Annotated in this window: 17 protein-coding genes; 14 read left to right on the plus strand and 3 right to left on the minus strand. The window is 39.0% G+C overall.

The annotated features are described in order from the left end of the window. The first annotated feature begins 18 nt into the window (after window positions 1-18). From atpF to FN031_RS01590, 6 genes are all read left to right on the plus strand, one after another. The gene (atpF, locus tag FN031_RS01565) at window positions 19-513 is read left to right on the plus strand and encodes a F0F1 ATP synthase subunit B (protein WP_006154358.1); all 495 of its coding nucleotides are present in this window, start codon (window positions 19-21) and stop codon (window positions 511-513) included. After that, window positions 513-1,049, plus strand: coding sequence for a F0F1 ATP synthase subunit delta (locus FN031_RS01570; protein ID WP_142557021.1), 537 nt, complete (start codon window positions 513-515; stop codon window positions 1,047-1,049). The genes atpF and FN031_RS01570 overlap by 1 nt, the downstream gene beginning before the upstream one ends. Window positions 1,050-1,063: 14 nt before the next feature. Further along, window positions 1,064-2,569, plus strand: a complete 1,506-nt coding sequence (gene atpA / locus FN031_RS01575; RefSeq protein ID WP_004253321.1) for a F0F1 ATP synthase subunit alpha — start codon at window positions 1,064-1,066, stop codon at window positions 2,567-2,569. Between the two features lie 15 nt (window positions 2,570-2,584). Next, the gene (locus FN031_RS01580; protein WP_004253324.1) at window positions 2,585-3,463 is read left to right on the plus strand and encodes a F0F1 ATP synthase subunit gamma; all 879 of its coding nucleotides are present in this window, start codon (window positions 2,585-2,587) and stop codon (window positions 3,461-3,463) included. Window positions 3,464-3,544: 81 nt separating this feature from the next. Continuing rightward, a complete protein-coding gene (atpD, locus tag FN031_RS01585) occupies window positions 3,545-4,951 on the plus strand; it encodes a F0F1 ATP synthase subunit beta (RefSeq protein WP_142557023.1) in 1,407 nt (468 codons plus the stop codon). Window positions 4,952-4,961: 10 nt separating this feature from the next. Further along, window positions 4,962-5,381: a F0F1 ATP synthase subunit epsilon gene (locus FN031_RS01590; RefSeq protein ID WP_142557025.1), complete on the plus strand. Its 420-nt coding sequence runs from the start codon at window positions 4,962-4,964 to the stop codon at window positions 5,379-5,381. Between the two features lie 31 nt (window positions 5,382-5,412). On the opposite strand, the gene FN031_RS01595 is transcribed toward FN031_RS01590, so the two are convergent. Then, window positions 5,413-6,426 (minus strand): lactonase family protein, encoded by a 1,014-nt coding sequence (locus tag FN031_RS01595; protein ID WP_142557027.1) that lies wholly within the window; start codon window positions 6,424-6,426, stop codon window positions 5,413-5,415. A 185-nt stretch (window positions 6,427-6,611) separates the two neighbouring features. Between FN031_RS01595 and FN031_RS01600 the strand changes: the two genes are divergently transcribed. The 4 genes from FN031_RS01600 to FN031_RS01615 all read left to right on the plus strand — a co-directional run bounded on the left by FN031_RS01600 (window position 6,612) and on the right by FN031_RS01615 (window position 10,387). Then, window positions 6,612-7,775 (plus strand): AI-2E family transporter, encoded by a 1,164-nt coding sequence (locus FN031_RS01600; RefSeq protein WP_142557029.1) that lies wholly within the window; start codon window positions 6,612-6,614, stop codon window positions 7,773-7,775. Next, entirely contained in the window at window positions 7,765-8,997 is a 1,233-nt protein-coding gene (locus FN031_RS01605) for a tetratricopeptide repeat protein (RefSeq protein WP_142557032.1), read from the plus strand. Before FN031_RS01600 ends, FN031_RS01605 begins: the two co-directional genes overlap by 11 nt. A 169-nt stretch (window positions 8,998-9,166) precedes the next feature. Continuing rightward, the gene (locus FN031_RS01610; RefSeq protein WP_142557034.1) at window positions 9,167-10,003 is read left to right on the plus strand and encodes a DegV family protein; all 837 of its coding nucleotides are present in this window, start codon (window positions 9,167-9,169) and stop codon (window positions 10,001-10,003) included. 108 nt (window positions 10,004-10,111) lie between these two features. Next, entirely contained in the window at window positions 10,112-10,387 is a 276-nt protein-coding gene (locus FN031_RS01615; RefSeq protein WP_075567710.1) for an HU family DNA-binding protein, read from the plus strand. A 163-nt stretch (window positions 10,388-10,550) separates the two neighbouring features. Here FN031_RS01615 and FN031_RS01620 read toward each other — a convergent pair whose 3' ends face one another. Both FN031_RS01620 and FN031_RS01625 read right to left on the minus strand, forming a co-directional pair. Then, window positions 10,551-10,793: a type B 50S ribosomal protein L31 gene (locus FN031_RS01620; RefSeq protein WP_096408869.1), complete on the minus strand. Its 243-nt coding sequence runs from the start codon at window positions 10,791-10,793 to the stop codon at window positions 10,551-10,553. Window positions 10,794-10,885: 92 nt separating this feature from the next. Then, on the minus strand, window positions 10,886-11,824 hold the full coding sequence (locus FN031_RS01625; RefSeq protein WP_142557036.1) for a DHH family phosphoesterase: 939 nt from the start codon (window positions 11,822-11,824) through the stop codon (window positions 10,886-10,888). Window positions 11,825-11,927: 103 nt separating this feature from the next. Between FN031_RS01625 and FN031_RS01630 the strand changes: the two genes are divergently transcribed. From FN031_RS01630 to crcB (FN031_RS01645), 4 genes are all read left to right on the plus strand, one after another. Continuing rightward, window positions 11,928-12,371, plus strand: coding sequence for a flavodoxin (locus tag FN031_RS01630; protein ID WP_075567662.1), 444 nt, complete (start codon window positions 11,928-11,930; stop codon window positions 12,369-12,371). A 70-nt stretch (window positions 12,372-12,441) separates the two neighbouring features. After that, window positions 12,442-12,708, plus strand: a complete 267-nt coding sequence (locus tag FN031_RS01635; protein WP_142557038.1) for a chorismate mutase — start codon at window positions 12,442-12,444, stop codon at window positions 12,706-12,708. Beyond that, window positions 12,705-13,079, plus strand: coding sequence for a fluoride efflux transporter CrcB (crcB, locus tag FN031_RS01640; protein ID WP_142557040.1), 375 nt, complete (start codon window positions 12,705-12,707; stop codon window positions 13,077-13,079). The genes FN031_RS01635 and crcB (FN031_RS01640) overlap by 4 nt, the downstream gene beginning before the upstream one ends. Further along, window positions 13,073-13,402, plus strand: a complete 330-nt coding sequence (crcB, locus tag FN031_RS01645; protein WP_142557042.1) for a fluoride efflux transporter CrcB — start codon at window positions 13,073-13,075, stop codon at window positions 13,400-13,402. The genes crcB (FN031_RS01640) and crcB (FN031_RS01645) overlap by 7 nt, the downstream gene beginning before the upstream one ends. Window positions 13,403-13,514: the final 112 nt, after the last annotated feature.

Below are 13,514 nucleotides of genomic sequence, written 5' to 3' on the forward strand. Positions count from 1 at the left end.
GTAGAGGAGGATTAGAAGATGGATTTAACTATTAGTACCATTATCGGTGACTTTATTCTTATCGCTGGTTCCTTCCTTTTATTGATCTTTTTAGTGAAGAAATATGCTTGGGGAAATCTTTCCAGCATCTTAGATGAACGAGCTGAAAAGATTTCTTCAGATATTGATGGTGCCGAGGAAGCCCGTAAAAAGGCTGAGGAACTTGCTAGCAAACGCGAAGCTGAGTTAGCAGGTAGCCGTACCGAAGCTAAAACGATTATCGAGAATGCAAAGGGAACTGCTGAGAAAAGTAGAGCCGATATTTTAGCCGAAGCTAAACTTGAAGCAGGGCGCTTAAAAGAAAAAGCCAACCAAGAAATTGCTCAAAATAAAGCTGAAGCTTTACAAAGTGTTAAGGGAGATGTAGCTGACTTAACAATCAGTCTAGCTGAGAAAATTCTCTCTAAAAACCTTGACAGTCAGGCCCATAAAGAACTCATTGATCAGTATATCGATCAGCTAGGAGAAGCTTAATGGACAAAAAGACTTTAAAGGTAATTGAAAAATACAGCATGCCTTTTGTCCAATTGGTGATTGAAAAAGGAGAAGAAGATTCTATTTTTTCAGACTTGACTCAAATCAAGCAAGTTGCTGAAGAAACTGGCTTACCTACTTTTTTAGCGCAAGTGGAAGTAGATGAGTTGGATAAAGAAAAAACAGTTCGTTTTTTCCAAGGTTCTGTGTCACCTTTAATGAAAAACTTTATCGAGGTTCTACTTTACAATCATCGATCCAATCTTTTTTATGATGTGATTGTAGATTGCTTGAATCGTCTTGAAAAAGAAACCAACCGTTTTGAAGTGACTATTTTGTCTGCACATCCTTTGACTGACGAACAGAAAGAACGCCTCCTTCCTCTGATTGAGAAGAAGATGTCTTTAAAGGTTCGCAGTATTAAGGAAAAAATCGACGATAGTTTAATCGGTGGTTTTGTTATTATTGCCAATCACAAGACAATTGATGTGAGTATTAAACAACAACTTAAAGTTGTTAAGGAAAATTTGAAATAGAAAGTGGTGTTCTTTTGGCAATTAACGCACAAGAAATCAGCGCTTTAATTAAGCAACAAATTGAAAATTTCAAACCTAATTTTGATGTGACTGAAACTGGTGTTGTAACCTACATCGGGGACGGGATTGCGCGTGCTCATGGCCTTGAAAATGCCATGAGTGGTGAGCTGTTGATTTTTGAAAATGGCTCATATGGTATGGCGCAAAACTTAGAGTCAACTGATGTTGGTATTATCATTCTTGGTGATTTTACAGATATCCGCGAAGGCGACACCATTCGTCGTACGGGTAAAATCATGGAAGTTCCTGTTGGTGATAGCTTGATTGGACGTGTTGTGGATCCTCTAGGTCGTCCAGTGGATGGTTTGGGTCCGATTAACACAGACAAGACTCGTCCCGTTGAAGCTCCAGCCCCTGGTGTTATGCAACGTAAGTCTGTCTCAGAACCATTGCAAACAGGTTTGAAAGCTATTGACGCCCTTGTACCAATCGGTCGTGGTCAACGTGAGTTGATTATCGGTGACCGTCAAACAGGGAAAACAACGATCGCAATCGATGCTATCTTGAACCAAAAAGGTCAAGATATGATCTGTATCTATGTTGCGATTGGACAAAAAGAATCAACAGTTCGTACACAAGTGGAAACACTTCGTCAGTACGGAGCCTTGGATTACACAATCGTTGTGACAGCTTCTGCTTCACAGCCTTCACCATTGCTTTTCCTTGCACCTTATGCAGGGGTTGCTATGGCAGAAGAGTTCATGTACCAAGGTAAGCATGTCTTGATCGTTTATGATGACTTATCTAAACAAGCGGTAGCTTATCGTGAACTGTCCCTTCTTCTTCGTCGCCCACCAGGACGTGAAGCCTTCCCAGGGGATGTCTTCTACCTTCACAGTCGTCTACTTGAGCGTTCTGCTAAGGTTTCAGATGAACTTGGCGGTGGATCTATCACGGCTCTTCCATTTATCGAGACCCAAGCTGGAGATATCTCAGCCTATATCGCGACAAACGTAATCTCTATTACGGATGGACAAATCTTCCTAAGTGATAGTCTCTTTAATGCGGGTATTCGTCCGGCTATTGATGCGGGTTCTTCTGTATCTCGTGTTGGTGGTTCAGCTCAGATTAAAGCTATGAAGAAGGTTGCTGGTACTCTTCGTATCGATCTTGCTTCATACCGAGAGTTGGAAGCCTTCACTAAATTTGGTTCAGACTTGGATGCTGCTACTCAGGCTAAATTGAACCGTGGTCGTCGTACTGTAGAAGTGTTGAAACAACCAGTTCATAAACCACTACCTGTTGAGAAACAAGTAACCATTCTCTATGCCTTGACTCATGGATTCTTGGATACTATATCTGTTGATGATATTGTCCGTTTTGAAGAAGAATTCCATGCCTTCTTTGATGCTCAACATCCAGAGATTTTGGAAACTATTCGTGAAACAAAAGATTTGCCAGAAGAAGCGGTCTTGGATGCTGCGATTACTGAGTTTCTCAACCAATCCAGCTTCCAATAAGAATAGAGGTGTCAGATGGCAGTATCTCTAAATGATATTAAAACAAAAATCGCCTCAACGAAAAATACTAGTCAAATTACTAACGCCATGCAGATGGTCTCTGCAGCTAAGTTAGGTCGTTCTGAAGAAGCTGCACGCAACTTCCAGATTTATGCTCAAAAAGTCCGTAAACTTCTTACAGACATCCTTCACGGAGATGGTGCTGGCGGATCAACAAATCCAATGTTGATTAGCCGCCCGGTCAAGAAAACAGGCTATATCGTCATTACTTCTGACCGTGGTCTTGTTGGAGGCTATAACTCTTCAATCTTAAAGGCAGTCATGGAACTTCAACAAGAATACCATCCTTCAGGTGATGATTTTGAAGTCATCTGTATCGGTGGTATGGGAGCAGACTTCTTTAAAGCTCGTGGTATTCAGCCAATTTATGAATTGCGTGGTCTAGCCAGCCAACCAAGCTTCGATGAAGTTCGCAAGATTATTTCAAAAACTATTGAAATGTATCAAAATGAACTTTTCGATGAGCTCTATGTTTGCTACAACCACCACGTGAATACACTGACAAGTCAAATGCGTGTGGAGCAGATGCTTCCAATTGTCGACTTGGACCCAAATGAAGCTGATGATAACTACAGCTTGACATTTGAGCTTGAAACAAGTCGTGAGGAAATCTTGGATCAGCTATTGCCACAGTTTGCAGAAAGTATGATTTACGGTGCTATAATTGATGCCAAGACAGCTGAAAATGCGGCAGGGATGACGGCAATGCAGACAGCAACAGATAATGCTAAAAAAGTTATCAATGATTTGACTATCCAGTATAACCGTGCCAGACAGGCGGCGATTACACAAGAAATTACAGAAATCGTAGCAGGAGCTAGTGCTTTAGAATAAAGCAATATTGCTCAGAGAAATGAACTTAGGACCTAGTCATACTAGGAACCGATAGTATCTTATACAGAATAGGAGAAGTAGATGAGTTCAGGTAAAATTGCTCAGGTTATCGGTCCTGTTGTAGACGTCTTGTTTGCACCAGGTGAGAAACTACCAGAGATTAATAATGCACTTGTCGTCTACAAAAATGACGAAAGAAAAACAAAAATCGTCCTTGAAGTAGCCTTGGAGTTGGGAGATGGTATGATTCGGACCATCGCTATGGAATCAACTGATGGCTTGACCCGTGGTTTGGAAGTATTGGACACAGGCCGTCCAATCTCAGTACCAGTTGGGAAAGAAACTCTAGGACGTGTCTTCAACGTTTTGGGAGATACCATTGACTTGGAGGCTCCTTTTGGTGAAGATGCAGAGCGTCAGCCAATTCATAAAAAAGCACCAACTTTTGATGAATTGTCTACCTCTTCAGAAATTCTAGAAACTGGGATCAAGGTTATCGACCTTCTTGCCCCTTACCTTAAAGGTGGTAAGGTCGGACTCTTCGGTGGTGCCGGAGTTGGTAAGACCGTATTGATTCAAGAATTGATTCACAATATTGCCCAAGAACACGGTGGTATTTCTGTATTTACTGGTGTTGGGGAACGTACTCGTGAAGGGAACGACCTCTACTGGGAAATGAAAGAATCAGGTGTTATTGAGAAAACAGCCATGGTATTTGGTCAGATGAATGAGCCACCAGGAGCACGTATGCGTGTTGCACTTACTGGTTTGACAATCGCTGAATACTTCCGTGATGTAGAAGGTCAAGACGTTCTTCTTTTCATTGACAACATTTTCCGTTTCACACAAGCCGGTTCAGAAGTATCTGCCCTTTTGGGTCGTATGCCTTCAGCCGTTGGTTACCAACCAACTCTCGCAACAGAAATGGGTCAATTGCAAGAACGTATCACGTCAACTAAGAAGGGTTCTGTAACCTCTATCCAGGCGATCTACGTGCCAGCGGATGACTATACTGACCCAGCTCCAGCAACAGCCTTTGCTCACTTGGATTCTACAACAAACTTGGAACGTAAATTGGTTCAATTGGGTATCTACCCAGCCGTTGATCCACTTGCTTCAAGCTCACGTGCCTTGGCACCTGAAATCGTTGGAGAAGAGCACTATGCAGTAGCTGCTGAAGTAAAACGTGTTCTTCAACGTTACCATGAGTTGCAAGATATTATTGCCATCCTTGGTATGGATGAACTTTCTGACGAAGAAAAGACCTTGGTTGCACGTGCTCGTCGTATCCAGTTCTTCTTGTCACAAAACTTCAACGTTGCCGAGCAATTCACTGGTCAACCAGGTTCCTATGTTCCTGTAGCTGAAACAGTTCGTGGTTTCAAGGAAATCCTTGAAGGAAAATATGACCACCTACCAGAAGATGCATTCCGTGGTGTTGGTTCAATCGAAGATGTGATTGCTAAGGCAGATAAAATGGGATTTTAAGAGGTGATCTATGACTCAGTTAACTGTCCAGATCGTGACACCAGATGGTCTCGTCTATGATCACCATGCCAGCTTTGTATCGGTTCGAACTCTGGATGGTGAGATGGGAATCTTGCCACGACATGAAAATATGATTGCTGTGTTAGCAGTGGACGAGGTAAAGGTTAAGCGTATTGATGATGAATCTCATGTGAACTGGATTGCAGTTAACGGAGGAATTATCGAGATCGCTAATAATGTGATTACTATCGTCGCAAACACAGCTGAACGTGCCCGGGATATTGATATTAGTCGTGCAGAACGTGCCAAACTTCGTGCGGAACGTGAAATCGAAGAAGCGCAAGACAAACACCTAATCGACCAAGAGCGTCGTGCCAAAATTGCTCTTCAGCGTGCTATTAATCGTATCAATGTCGGAAATAGATTATAAAAAAAGAACTTGAGTTAATCAAGTTCTTTTTTTATTTTTTAAAGGCAATGCAAACCGCTTCTGGTACCTGGAAGTCATTAGATAGTTCAGCTAAACGACCGTTTTCAGAATTACGTTTAAATACAGTAACATTATCAGAATCTTGATGAACAACGAGTAAAAACTCTTGATCAGGAGTTAAATCAAAATCTCGCGGAGTTTTACCATTTGTTGGAACAAATTCAAGTAGTTCTAGACTGCCATCAGCAAGAATCGTATATACAACAATTGAGTCATGTCCACGATTAGAAGCATAAAGATATTTACCATCTTTTGATAATCGGATGGCAGCAGTTCCGTTAAACTCATCAAAGCATTCTGGAAGTGTTGATATTGTTTGCATATGTTCAAATTCACCAACACCATCATAGATTAAGACTTCAATTGTACTATTCAATTCGCAAATAAGGTAAGCTATTTTATAATGATGGTGGAAAACAAGATGGCGAGGACCTGCTCCTGGATTACTATGGTAAGTCGCAATTTCTGTTAATTGACCTTCAGAGCTCAAGTCATATGTAGTAACTTGATCAGTCCCCAAATCACAGGTAAGAAGGTATTTATCTGGGGTTAAGTCAGCAAAGTGAACGTGTGGAGAAGCTTGATTTTCATGTGGTCCATGACCACTATGTTGATCCATAGCAGCTAATTCAAGACTTCCGTCCTCTTTCCGTTTATATACCAGAACTTGACCTTTATGGTAATTTGCAGCATAAACAAGGTTTCGTTTATCATCCACTGAAACATAGCAATGAGGTGCCCCTTCTTCAACGACGTGATTAAGGAGGGTTCCATCAGTCTGATAGGCGGCGATTCCTCCTTGACCATCTTTGCTACCAACAGTATAGAGATGATTGGCATCATCAAATGCTAGATAGGTTGGACTTGGTTCGTTTGCAAAAAGTTTTAAATGTGATAACTGGCCAGTTTCTGTATCAAAATCAGCCTTATAAATTCCTTGGGAAGTCCGACGAGTATAGGTCCCAAAATAGACAGTTTCTTTCATATTCATACCTCGAAATAAATATGGTTCTATTATACCATAAAACAATTGACTGGTTTAAAAATGCTACAAGAGGGAAATCAAAAAATAGTAAAAAATAATCCTTTCATTTCTAGGATGACCATTTTTAAAATGCCTTATTTTATATAAAAATGGTATAATGATAGAATAAAGGAAAGGAAGATGAAATGGAACAAAAAGAGAAACAGTTTAACCTTTCATGGTTTTTTAAATGGTTTTTAGATAACAAAGCCGTTACAGTTTTCCTAGTAGCCTTGCTATTAGGACTCAATATTTTTATACTCAGTAAAATCAGCTTTTTATTTATACCTGTAATAGACTTTCTATCCGTAGTTATGTTGCCGGTTATTTTATCAGGACTGCTCTTTTACCTCTTAAATCCACTAGTGGATTTGATGGAGAAGTACAAGATAAACCGTGTTTTAGCCATTAGTATTATCTTTGTCATTATTGCTATTCTTTTGATTGTTGGTCTAGCCGTTGCGATTCCAAACCTTCAACGTCAAGTAGTTGCTTTTGCGCAAAATGTACCGACTTATCTCGAAGATGCTGACAGAGTTATTGATGATCTTGTTACCAAGCGTTTGCCTGATGACTTTAGACCACAATTGGAGCAAGTTTTAGCTAATTTTTCAACACAAGCAACTGCTTGGGCAAGTAATATTTCTTCTAAGGCTGTTAACTGGGTGAGTGCTCTTATCAGTGGAACTTCACAGGTCATTGTCGCTCTTATTATCATGCCATTTATGCTCTTTTATCTCCTTCGAGATGGAAAAGGACTTAGAGACTATATTACTCAATTCTTACCAAATAAATTGAGAGAACCAGTTGGTAAGGTACTTTCAGATGTCAATCAACAACTTTCCAATTATGTTCGAGGACAAATTACGGTCGCTGTAATCGTAGCTATCATGTTTATTATCTTCTTTAAGATAATTGGGCTTCGATATGCTGTTACTTTAGGTATTACAGCTGGTATTCTTAATTTAGTTCCTTATCTAGGTAGTTTTCTTGCAATGATTCCAGCCCTTGTTTTGGGTTTGATTGCTGGTCCTGTTATGCTCTTAAAAGTTATTATCGTTTTCATTGTAGAGCAAACTATTGAAGGACGTTTTGTTTCTCCACTGATTTTGGGTAGTCAATTAAATATTCACCCAATTACCATTCTTTTTGTACTGTTAACTTCAGGATCCATGTTTGGTATTTGGGGTGTATTGCTAGGTATTCCAATCTACGCTTCCGCAAAAGTAGTCATCTCAGAAATTTTTGATTGGTATAAAGGAGTTAGTGGACTTTATGAGCCAGTAGAGGAGACTGAAGGTGAACAATAGTCAACAAATGCTCGAGGCCTTGGAGCAACAAGATTTGGCCAAAGCAGATTCCTATTTTCAAAAAGCAATAAAGGAAGACTCTGATGAAGTCCTACTTGAACTAGGTTCATATCTAGAAGGTATTGGGTTTTATCCTCAAGCTAGTCAAATCTATGAAAAATTATCGCCTAAATTTCCAGAAGTTAATATCAGCTTAGCATCTATTGCTAGTGAAGATGGATTAATAGAAGAAGCTTTTACATATCTGGAGAATATAAGTCCAGAAAGTGATTGGTATGTATCAGCCCTAGTATTAAAGGCAGATTTGTACCAGATGGAAGGCTTGACGGATGTAGCGCGTGAGAAGCTCCTAGAAGCTCGTAATTACTCTGATGATCCTCTTCTAATATTTGGTCTGGCAGAATTAGATAGTGAGCTAGGAAACGATTTAGAAGCGATTAAGGGCTATGCCCAACTAGATAATCGTTCCATTTACCAACAGACTGGAATATCTACCTATCAGCGTATAGGACTTTCCTATGCAAGACTTGGCAAATTTGAATCAGCAATCGAATTTTTAGAAAAAGCAATCGAATTAGAATATGATGATCAAGTAGCCTTTGAATTAGCAAGTATTTATTTTGATAAAGAGGAATACCAGAAAGCCGTCCTATACTTTAAACAACTAGACACAATTTCACCAGATTTTGAGGGTTATGAGTATGGTTATAGTCTAGCACTCCATAAGGAGCATCGGACAGAAGAAGCTCTTAAAATAGCTCAACAGGGCTTGTCAAAAAATCCTTTTGAAACTCGTCTCTTACTCCATGCTTCTCAGTTATCTTACGAATTGCATCAACCGGAACAAGCGGAGACATATCTGTTACAAGCGCAAGAGAATGCTGAAGATCAGGAAGAGATTTTGTTACGCTTGGGGACACTCTATCAAGGGCAGGAACGTTATGAGGATATTATAGCTTTAAAAACATACGAACCTGAAAATCTTTTGACTAAATGGTTGATTGCAAAAAGTTACCAAGAGCTTGAGGAGCTTGAGTTTGCAGAGGAAATTTATAAGGAACTTGCTCCAGACCTTAAGGACAATCCAGAGTTCTTGGAGCAGTATATTTATTTATTAAGAGAGTTGGGTAAGATAGAAGAAGCTAAAGACTTCATTCAATCCTATCTACAAATAGTACCCGATGATTTGCAAATGCAAGATTTGCATGATTATTTATCTTAAATACAAAAGAAAATCACCAAACATAGGTGATTTTCTTTTTGTTGATAAAAAGAACTATAAATTGCGTAAATTTAGGCGGATTGAGTATGAACTTTTAGTATTTTTTTGATATAATTGATATAGTTAAATTAAAGAAATTTTGTTTGAAAAGAATAGAAAGATCAGAGATATGACACAAGTAAAGATTGTAACAGATTCTTCTGTTACTATTGAACCAGAAATCGTTAAAGAATTAAACATTACAGTTGTTCCATTATCTGTAATGATTGACAGCGTTCTTTATTCTGATGCGGATTTGAAAGAAGGAGAATTCCTTCGCTTGATGCAAGAAAGTAAAAATCTTCCAAAAACAAGCCAACCTCCAGTTGGACTCTTTGCTGAGATTTTTGAAGAACTTGGGAAAGACGGTAGTAAGATTCTAGCAATTCATATGTCCCATGCCCTTTCTGGAACGGTAGAAGCAGCGCGTCAAGGAGCAAGTTTATCAACTGCAGATGTCACTGTTTTGGATAGTTCATTCACAGATCAGGCATTGAAGTTCCAAGTTGTTGAAGCTGCTAGATTGGCTCAAGAAGGACAAGACATAGAAGCAATCGTTTCTCATGTTGAAGAGGTTAAGCGAAATACAGAGCTTTATATTGGTGTTTCTACCTTGGAAAACCTTGTAAAAGGTGGCCGTATTGGTCGTGTTACTGGTCTCTTAAGTTCACTTTTAAATATTCGCGTCGTTATGCAAATGAAAGATAATGAGCTGCAACCGATTGTCAAAGGTCGTGGATCAAAAACCTTTAAAAAATGGTTGGATGAGTTAGTAGTATCCCTTTCAAATCGTTCAGTCGCTGAAATTGGTATTTCTTATGCAGGCACAAATGAATTTGCAAACGAGATGAAAGCTGTTCTACAACCTTACGTTGAAAAACCAATTTCAGTCTTAGAAACAGGCTCAATTATCCAAACTCACACGGGTGAAAATGCCTGGGCTATCCTAATTCGATATAATTCCTAAAAAAACAGAGAAAAAGTTAAATTAATAGTGTTTTTAGCTTGACCTAAAGGGAATTTTAGGTTATGATTATAAGTGTTAATTAGAAAAAATTTTGGAGGATTCATTAACATGGCAAACAAACAAGATTTGATCGCTAAAGTAGCAGAAGCTACAGAATTGACTAAAAAAGATTCAGCAGCAGCAGTTGACGCTGTATTTAAAGCAGTAACTGAATTCCTTTCTGCTGGTGAAAAAGTTCAATTGATCGGTTTCGGTAACTTTGAAGTTCGTCACCGTGCAGCTCGTAAAGGTCGCAACCCACAAACTGGTAAAGCGATCAAGATCAAAGCTTCTAAAGTTCCAGCATTCAAAGCTGGTAAAGCTCTTAAAGAAGCAGTTAAATAATAACTTTACAAAAAACCTGTCGTATCAAGCATTTAAGCTTGCGTGACAGGCTTTTTTTATAGTTTGAGGGCTGACTGATAGTTACCTGTAGTGGAACAGCAGTGGTAGTTGATTCCTAATTTGAAGAAACAAAAAAGAACAGTAGAAGCTGTTCTTTTTATTCTTATTTGAGACCGTATTTTTTGTTGAAACGATCCACGCGTCCATCTGCTTGAGTGAACTTTTGACGTCCAGTGTAGAATGGGTGTGAGTCTGATGAAATTTCCACACGGATCAATGGGTAAGTTTCACCTTCGAACTCTACAGTTTCGTTAGTGCGCTTAGTTGAACCGCTAAGGAATTGGTAACCAGTAGTTGTGTCCATGAAGACAACTGGGCGATATTCTGGATGGATATCTTTTTTCATTTTGCAATATTTCCTTTCTGCCATGGTCTCTTTGCGAGCCATAGATTGTTACCTTAATAGTCTATCAGATTATGACTATTTTGGCAAGTCTTTTATTTATTTTTCAATAAGTTTTTTAACTTCTGATAGATGACTTCATTTTCTTCTAAGCTGTATGAATTAGCACCGCTAGCTAGTGGATGCCCCCCGCCGTCATGTTCTTTGGCTACTTCATTGATAGGGACTGATTTACTGCGTAGACGAACACGATAATGTCCATCAGCTTGTTCTACAAAGATTCCCCATAGGCTGACGTCTTCTATACGGCCTGGTGCACCAACAATAGCAGCTGTTTCAGCATCTGTTATTTGATAATGCTGGAGAATTTCATGAGTTAGTAGGATACGGGCAGCTCCATTTTCATCCACTTCCAGATGGTCATAGATATAACCTTGAAGTCTGGCGATTTTATAGCTGATTGTATCCATATGACGTGTAAGTTTAGCATAATCAAAATCATACTCCCTCAGTCGACTCGCTATACGAAGCGTACGAGCAGAAGTTGAAGGATAGAGGAAGCGACCAGTATCACCAATGATTCCAGCAGACAAGAGGTAAGCGGCTTGGTCAGATAATATAAGATTGGTTTCCTCTGCAAAGATAGCTACCATCTCACTGGCACTACTAGAAGTCGTATCTACCCAGACCAAATCTCCATATTCTTCATCGTTTGGATGGTGGTCAATCTTGATAATTGTCTCAGCATTAAGATAACGTTTATCATCGATTCGAGCAGTATTGGCTGTATCACAAATAATAGCAAGTGCTCCTTCAAATTCTTGATCCTCTACCTCATCCATTTTGGCTAACCATGTTAGGGTAGGCAAATCATATCCAACAACTTTAATCTTTTTATCAGGAAAATTATACTGGAGCAGTTCTTTAAGACCAACTTGACTTCCCAAAGCATCGGGATCTGCTCTCATGTGACGGTGAATAATAATTGTGTCGTATTTTTTAATTTGTTCTAAAATTTGATGGCAAATTTCCATAAATAACCTCAATTCTTTCTCATATCATTGTAGCACAAGAGTTTTTATTTTTAAAATGAAAAATCTGTGATATAATGGAGGAAGATAAATTGAGGAGGACCTTATGGCATTAGCAAAAATTGTATTTGCCAGTATGACAGGAAATACTGAAGAAATCGCTGATATTGTAGCAGATAAATTACGAGAATTAGGTTTGGATGTCGATGTTGATGAGTGTACAACTGTTGATGCTTCTGACTTTTTAGAAGCAGATCTTGCAATCGTTGCAACCTACACATACGGTGATGGTGAGCTTCCAGATGAGATGATGGACTTCTACGAAGATCTAGCTGACCTCAACTTGAATGGTAAAATCTACGGAGTAGTTGGTTCGGGTGATACTTTCTATGACGAATTCTGTAAAGCTGTAGATGATTTTGACCGTGTATTTGCTTCGACTGGAGCAGAGAAAGGTTCAGAATGTGTTAAAGTTGATCTTTCTGCCGAGGAAGAAGACATTGAACGCTTGGAGCAATTTGCAGAAGAATTAGCTGCAAAAGTAGGATAAAAATCTGACTGTGCTAATCAAATGAGGTAGCACAGTTTTTTGATAGATAGTTTATGGGTAAGGAGATGAGATGGATTTAGAGCTTATTCGCAAACAAATTGATCAGGTTGATCAAGAATTGGTTAGTCTTTTAGAAGAACGTATGACCTTAGTTGAGCAAGTAGTAGCTTTTAAAAAATCTTCTGGCAAGTCGGTCTTTGATAGCAAGAGAGAGGAAGCTATTTTTGAAAAAGTAAGAACTCTTATAAAAAAAGACCAGTATCAAGAGAGTATAGTAGCGACTTTTTCTGACATTTTAAAACATTCTCGTCATTATCAGGATAAAAACATTAAATGAATAAAAAACAGTTCAATACATTAGGGATTTTTCTAGCTGCTGTGGTAGGTGGCCTTGTCCGCTATCTTTTTTCCACTAGTTTGCCAGCCAGTCCAGACTTCCCATGGGGAACTCTCCTTGTCAACTATCTAGGTATAATTTGCTTAGTATATTTGGTTAAGGGCTATCTAGTTCATAAAGGAACAAGTAAAGGCCTTATTCTAGCGCTTGGAACAGGATTCTGTGGCGGCTTAACGACATTTTCTAGTTTCATGTTAGATGCTGTGAAATTGCTGGATACTGGCCGTTATTTGAGCTTGGTGATCTACCTAGTCTTGAGCATTGGCGGAGGGCTTTTATTGGCTTATTATTGTGGGAGGAAAAAATGGTAATCGTCTATCTTACAATCGCTTGTGGGCTTGGTGCCCTAGTTCGTTATTTCTTTTCTCGTTATAATAAAGATTTCATAATGCCACTAGGAACACTCATAGCCAATCTTCTAGGTTGTTTTTTGATTGGTTTACTCTATAATCATGTGGAGTCCAAGGAAATCTATACCATCCTAGCTACAGGATTTTGTGGAGGTTTGACGACTTTTTCAACTTTGAATGAAGAGCTACAGAAACTGCTTAGTGACAAGAAGGTGTTTTACAGCTATTTTCTCTTTACTTACTTAGGAGGTTTAGTAGCGATTTTTTTAGGAATTCTGCTATAAATTTCTTTACTTTTTTGTAGAAATTTGATAAACTGTATCTTGTGTGTAATGGACGCACAAAAATACAGTTTATCCGCTGAGGAAGATTCCTCAAGATTGACAAAGATAGGAG

It is taken from the genome of Streptococcus mitis (assembly GCF_902159415.1).
Classification (GTDB): domain Bacteria; phylum Bacillota; class Bacilli; order Lactobacillales; family Streptococcaceae; genus Streptococcus; species Streptococcus mitis_BG.

Coding starts and splice junctions, on each gene's coding strand:
- crcB (WP_142557040.1), top strand. CDS start 12,705: ATGAATAAAAAACAGTTCAATACATTAGGGATTTTTCTAGCTGCTGTG.
- FN031_RS01630 (WP_075567662.1), top strand. CDS start 11,928: ATGGCATTAGCAAAAATTGTATTTGCCAGTATGACAGGAAATACTGAA.
- FN031_RS01595 (WP_142557027.1), bottom strand. CDS start 6,426: ATGAAAGAAACTGTCTATTTTGGGACCTATACTCGTCGGACTTCCCAA.
- FN031_RS01620 (WP_096408869.1), bottom strand. CDS start 10,793: ATGAAAAAAGATATCCATCCAGAATATCGCCCAGTTGTCTTCATGGAC.
- FN031_RS01590 (WP_142557025.1), top strand. CDS start 4,962: ATGACTCAGTTAACTGTCCAGATCGTGACACCAGATGGTCTCGTCTAT.
- FN031_RS01580 (WP_004253324.1), top strand. CDS start 2,585: ATGGCAGTATCTCTAAATGATATTAAAACAAAAATCGCCTCAACGAAA.
- FN031_RS01600 (WP_142557029.1), top strand. CDS start 6,612: ATGGAACAAAAAGAGAAACAGTTTAACCTTTCATGGTTTTTTAAATGG.
- FN031_RS01625 (WP_142557036.1), bottom strand. CDS start 11,824: ATGGAAATTTGCCATCAAATTTTAGAACAAATTAAAAAATACGACACA.
- FN031_RS01615 (WP_075567710.1), top strand. CDS start 10,112: ATGGCAAACAAACAAGATTTGATCGCTAAAGTAGCAGAAGCTACAGAA.
- crcB (WP_142557042.1), top strand. CDS start 13,073: ATGGTAATCGTCTATCTTACAATCGCTTGTGGGCTTGGTGCCCTAGTT.
- FN031_RS01635 (WP_142557038.1), top strand. CDS start 12,442: ATGGATTTAGAGCTTATTCGCAAACAAATTGATCAGGTTGATCAAGAA.
- FN031_RS01570 (WP_142557021.1), top strand. CDS start 513: ATGGACAAAAAGACTTTAAAGGTAATTGAAAAATACAGCATGCCTTTT.
- atpD (WP_142557023.1), top strand. CDS start 3,545: ATGAGTTCAGGTAAAATTGCTCAGGTTATCGGTCCTGTTGTAGACGTC.
- atpF (WP_006154358.1), top strand. CDS start 19: ATGGATTTAACTATTAGTACCATTATCGGTGACTTTATTCTTATCGCT.
- FN031_RS01610 (WP_142557034.1), top strand. CDS start 9,167: ATGACACAAGTAAAGATTGTAACAGATTCTTCTGTTACTATTGAACCA.